Genomic DNA, 4564 nt, shown 5'->3' with positions numbered 1-4564 from the left:
GAACAAAATCGCTTTTAAAGTAATCAGAACATTCAAAAATTTTACATGCAATCATTTTTAGAGACTTTTAAAAGCTATCCTTTGCTGATTTTAACAAAAAGTATCTTTAGTTAAAAGCTTCGAAAATCTTATTTTTCTTAATCTTTTTACCCCTAATTCAGAATAGAAAAAATCTAAATAGCAATAAATGTTTTTAAAAATTCCATTTTTCTTCCACCTTTCTCATCAATCTAGAAAATCCTATAAGTTTTCTTTGCTCAAAGTTTAGCCATTTTCCATTAGACCATCTAGAAATCACACTCTGAGAAATTGAACTGGCATCCCAAGCACGAAGAATTAGTGTAAAATGCGTAAATACATGACGAACAGTATCATTAATTAAATTCGGATCTAAATTTATACAGGGCATTTTTTCTTCTGATTGAAGATCAGATAAAGGAAATCCCCATAGCCCTTTTAATAAAGAAGTTTGCGTATTTTGAACTGTCCAAAGTTCATTTTCTTTCCTGCACAAATAAACATGAGCATAACGTGTTGGTTTAGATGATTTTTGTATAACTAAAGGAGCCCACATTCCTTGCTTAAATTTACAGTGCTGAGCAATAGGACAAACAAAACATTTAGGCGCTTTAGGTGTACAAACCATAGCACCTAAATCCATTAATCCTTGAGTATACTCTGAATGATTTTTACAAGGAAGAATTTTCTCAGCCATTGTCTTAATTTCTTTCAGGGTATCTAGTCCAAAATAACGCTGTAAAATACGCTTAATATTTCCATCGATAACAGTGGCAGGTTGTTTTGATAAAACAACTGTCAGCATTGCTGCTGTATACGGCCCAACACCAGGAAAGCTTAACCATTCTTTGTATTCTTTTGGATCTTTTCCTAAAGATAGCCAAATTTGCGCCGCTTGATGTAGGTGCCGAGCTCGATAATAATACCCAAGCCCTTGCCAAACTTGGTATACCTCATCTAAAGAGCTTTTGGCTAGTTCAGTCAAATTTGGAAACCGCTGCAAAAAGCGTTGAAAAAAAGGAATAACAGTTTTAACTTGAGTTTGTTGCAACATGATCTCGCTTAAAAAAACTTCATAAGAAGTTCCCCCTCTCCAAGGAAGGGGCCTTTGATTTTCCTTATACCAAGATAAAATCTTATGGGAAAACGCGTCTTTTTTATTCAACCGTTACAGCCTTTGCTAGATTTCTTGGCTGATCAATGGAACACCCCTTGTGTAACGCAGTATAATAGGCGATAAGCTGTAAGGTTAGTACTGATAAAAATGGATGCAGCTCCCATGTTGTGGGGGAAGGATAAACAAAAATGTCTTGAACGGGAACTCCTGCAAGTTGCTCTGCACCTGCATTGTCGGTAATAACAAATACTTTGCCTTCTCTAGCGCATACTTCATAAATGTTAGAAACAGTTTTTTCAAAAAATTGATCCATAGGAGCCAACACAACTACCGGGGTACACGCATCAACTAATGCTAAAGGGCCGTGTTTAAGTTCTCCCGCTGCAAATCCTTGTCCAGGAATATAGGAAAGCTCAGACATCTTTAAGGCACCTTCTAGAGCTACAGGATAACTCATGCCTCGTCCCAAAAAAATAATTCCTTTAGAGTGCACAAGATGTTGCGCTATATCTTGAAGCTGAGATACCTTAAAAAATATTTTTTGCATATCTAAAGGAAGCTGCTTTAATCCCTTCAAAATTTTTTGTTTTCTTACAGAATCTTGCATAAGATTCATCGAAATTTTTAATAAACAAAGCAATTGAGCTGTAAAAGCTTTCGTGGAAGCTACCCCAATTTCTGGTCCTGCTTTTGTTAGTATTTCGTAATGCACTTGACGAGAAATAGAGCTATGAGGAACATTAACCATTCCTACAGTATACTGGCCGTGCTGTTCCATATATTGAATAGCTTTTAATGTGTCAGCTGTTTCCCCGGACTGAGAAACAGCAATAGTAACCCCATCTTGCACAACAGGATTTCGATAATGGAATTCAGAAGCAAGTTCCAAAGTAACGATACGATTTGCCAATTGTTCTAAATAATATTTTCCTCCCCAGGCAGCATAAAAAGCACTGCCACACCCTATTAATGTGATGTGCAAAGCTTTAGACAACTCTTTTGGAATATCTAACGTTTGTGTACCTTCTTTTAGTACAATATCTGGCTGTTCGTACATTTCTTTTAACATATAGTGGCTGAACTCGCCTCTCCCTAAAGAGTCTTTTCCCAAAGGATGGGGAACAAATTCAATAGATTGAGAAATCTGATTTTCATCAAAAATTTTAATACCCTCTAAGGATAAATCCCCCCAAACGCCATCTTCTATATAACTAAGTTCATCGGCAATTCCCACTAAACTTAAGGTATCAGAGCAAAGGCTGATGCCTTTAGCGCTACGCCCAATAGCCAAAGGGCTGATCCCCTTTCTTGCAATAAAAATATGGTTTGGGTGATCTTCTAAAATAATTGCCAAGGCAAAGCTTCCCTCTAGCTCTTTTAGCACTTTGGAAAATACTTCCTCTACATTTTTACTTTTTGAGTAATGTTGATGAATAAAATGTGCGACCACTTCGGTATCTGTTTCGCTTTCGAATGCATACCCTTGCTTTAGAAGCTGCGCTTTAAGTTCAGAAAAATTTTCGATGATACCGTTATGAACTACAGCAATTCCGTGGCTGACTTGGGGATGAGCATTGCGTTCTTCTGGTGCGCCGTGCGTTGCCCATCGCGTATGTCCTATACCCAACGTGCTTTTTGTAGTTTCTGGTAACACTTTCATCAATTGATCTAAGGTACCTACCGCACGATGGCGTAACAACCTCCCGTGTTCGATAAGCGCAACACCAGAAGAATCGTACCCTCTGTATTCAAGACCTTTTAAAGCCTGAACGATTATCTCCAGAGCGGGACACGTCCCTAAAAATCCTACAATACCACACACAATTTTTCTCTCAACAAAACCAATACAATACCTTTTTTATTATTCATGAAAAGCATTTTTCTTACAAGCTAAAAATAAAAGTACAAGTGTTTTTAAAGCAAAGTCGCTTTACTTTATTAAAAAATTTAGAAAAAGAGCTTTTTACACCATTTCCCGATACTAAATGGAGAAATACGAAGCGATACATACCCCCAATCAAACTGAAAGTATTGGACTAATGCGTTGAAAATTGTCATTCGCGGTTGACAAGATCTATGGCGATGTTGTTTCAATTTTGAAGCATAGCCTTGATTATAAGGTGACCGCCCCCCCTTCAAAACAGCGCTCACGCTGACACCAAAACGCTGAGCACTTCGGTTCATTGAAAGGCCGCTTGCGTATAAAACAAGGGCTTGGAGCTTGTCTTTCTCAGGCACACCTCATGAAATTTTTTCCACATTTTTTACATTTGCACCGCTTGCTCTCTCGAAAAAAACTGCTTTTAAAGCAATCCGAACACTCACAAAATTTACATACAATCATTTTTAGAGACTTTTAAAAGACATCCTTTACCAATCCTAACGAAAAATATCTTTAGTTAAAAGGTTTCTCATTTTTCCCCCATCAGCCTTCACGAGATGATCTCTCTCCAGATCATGATCCTTGCCTTTTGTCAAGTAAAAATCGATTAGATGATCTTGAATATCAAAGATTGCATGAATCTTAGTGCTCCAACGGTCTAGTTCTCGCTTTTTAGCACAACCGTGTTGATTGGGTATCATGATCGTTCATTGCGTACGCCTTGTCAGCATTAGGGGCTAAGATTTCTGACTCTAACAAGTGTGTATGGACTTGAATCGCGAAAACGTTCTGGAAAATTTTTCCACGATATCTCTGTGTAGATAGTGATACAAAACAGCTTCCGTAAACTTTCCTTGGGTGTACCTCTTTGTTTTCCAGGAAAAAGATCTTTTATCCTCTACCACTGGTCATATCGTAACGCATTCTTAAAAAATGTGGAAAAAATTTCATGTAAATTTAGGTGTGCCCAAAAAAGATAAGCTCCAAGCCCTTGTTTTATACGCAAGCGACCTTTCAACGAAACGAATTGCTCAGCGTTTTTGTGTCAGCGCGAGCGCTGTTTTGAAGGGGGGCGGTCACCTTATAATCAAAGCTATGCTTCAAAATTGAGCCATCCCCAGAAGACAACGGTAGTGTCAAGGAAGTGGATGAATTTTGGCATTATTAAAAAAAAGAAGAAAAAAATTTGGATTTCTAAAGTCTATGATGTGCTGGAAAACGGTTCATCGATTGGAAATTTTTTGATCACTCGATTAGAACATTCAAATGACTTTTTGAACGATTAAAAAATAGAAAATTTTATTTTATTTCACAGATCATTGGGCAGGATTTAATAAAATATTCCAAGCCCCCGCCTTTTTCCGGGAAAAGATAAACGTTTTTCATTAAACAAATAACGCTCGACAATGCTATTGGTTTGCAAGAATTTCGTCGAAAACCCTTTTCAAATACACGCCCTCTTGAGATGTTAGAGGTAACACTGCGTATTTTTGCGGCACTTCACGTTAATAAAACTTTGAAAATCAATCATGCTATCTTTGGTTAAA

At 37.4% G+C, this 4564-nt stretch carries 5 protein-coding genes and 1 pseudogene; 3 read left to right on the top strand and 3 right to left on the bottom strand.

What is annotated here, in order from left to right:
- Positions 1-193: 193 nt before the first annotated feature.
- The 3 genes and pseudogenes from HE1_RS00285 to HE1_RS06760 all read right to left on the bottom strand — a co-directional run bounded on the left by HE1_RS00285 (position 194) and on the right by HE1_RS06760 (position 3460).
- Positions 194-1183 carry an A/G-specific adenine glycosylase gene (locus tag HE1_RS00285; protein WP_006289519.1) on the bottom strand — a complete coding sequence of 330 codons (990 nt, stop codon included), beginning with the start codon at positions 1181-1183 and terminating at the stop codon, positions 194-196.
- A complete protein-coding gene (glmS, locus tag HE1_RS00280; protein WP_006289517.1) occupies positions 1176-2957 on the bottom strand; it encodes a glutamine--fructose-6-phosphate transaminase (isomerizing) in 1782 nt (593 codons plus the stop codon). Before glmS ends, HE1_RS00285 begins: the two co-directional genes overlap by 8 nt.
- A gap of 268 nt (positions 2958-3225) precedes the next feature.
- A pseudogene (locus HE1_RS06760) lies at positions 3226-3460 on the bottom strand (helix-turn-helix domain-containing protein).
- Positions 3461-3950: 490 nt separating this feature from the next.
- Between HE1_RS06760 and HE1_RS07835 the strand changes: the two are divergent.
- The 3 genes from HE1_RS07835 to HE1_RS09860 all read left to right on the top strand — a co-directional run bounded on the left by HE1_RS07835 (position 3951) and on the right by HE1_RS09860 (position 4563).
- Positions 3951-4127 (top strand): helix-turn-helix domain-containing protein, encoded by a 177-nt coding sequence (locus HE1_RS07835; RefSeq protein WP_162832701.1) that lies wholly within the window; start codon positions 3951-3953, stop codon positions 4125-4127.
- Positions 4124-4303 carry a hypothetical protein gene (locus HE1_RS09300; RefSeq protein WP_162480070.1) on the top strand — a complete coding sequence of 60 codons (180 nt, stop codon included), beginning with the start codon at positions 4124-4126 and terminating at the stop codon, positions 4301-4303. The genes HE1_RS07835 and HE1_RS09300 overlap by 4 nt, the downstream gene beginning before the upstream one ends.
- Before the next feature lie 131 nt (positions 4304-4434).
- Complete coding sequence (locus HE1_RS09860; protein ID WP_278242935.1) at positions 4435-4563, top strand: hypothetical protein; 129 nt, start codon at positions 4435-4437, stop codon at positions 4561-4563.
- Position 4564: the final 1 nt, after the last annotated feature.

Origin of the sequence: Holospora elegans E1 (assembly GCF_000648275.1) — a bacterium.
GTDB lineage: Bacteria > Pseudomonadota > Alphaproteobacteria > Holosporales > Holosporaceae > Holospora > Holospora undulata_A.
Note: the sequence above shows the minus strand (reverse complement) of the source record. Positions and strands in the feature narration are given on the sequence as shown.

Coding starts and splice junctions, on each gene's coding strand:
- HE1_RS07835 (WP_162832701.1), top strand. CDS start 3,951: ATGTGGAAAAAATTTCATGTAAATTTAGGTGTGCCCAAAAAAGATAAG.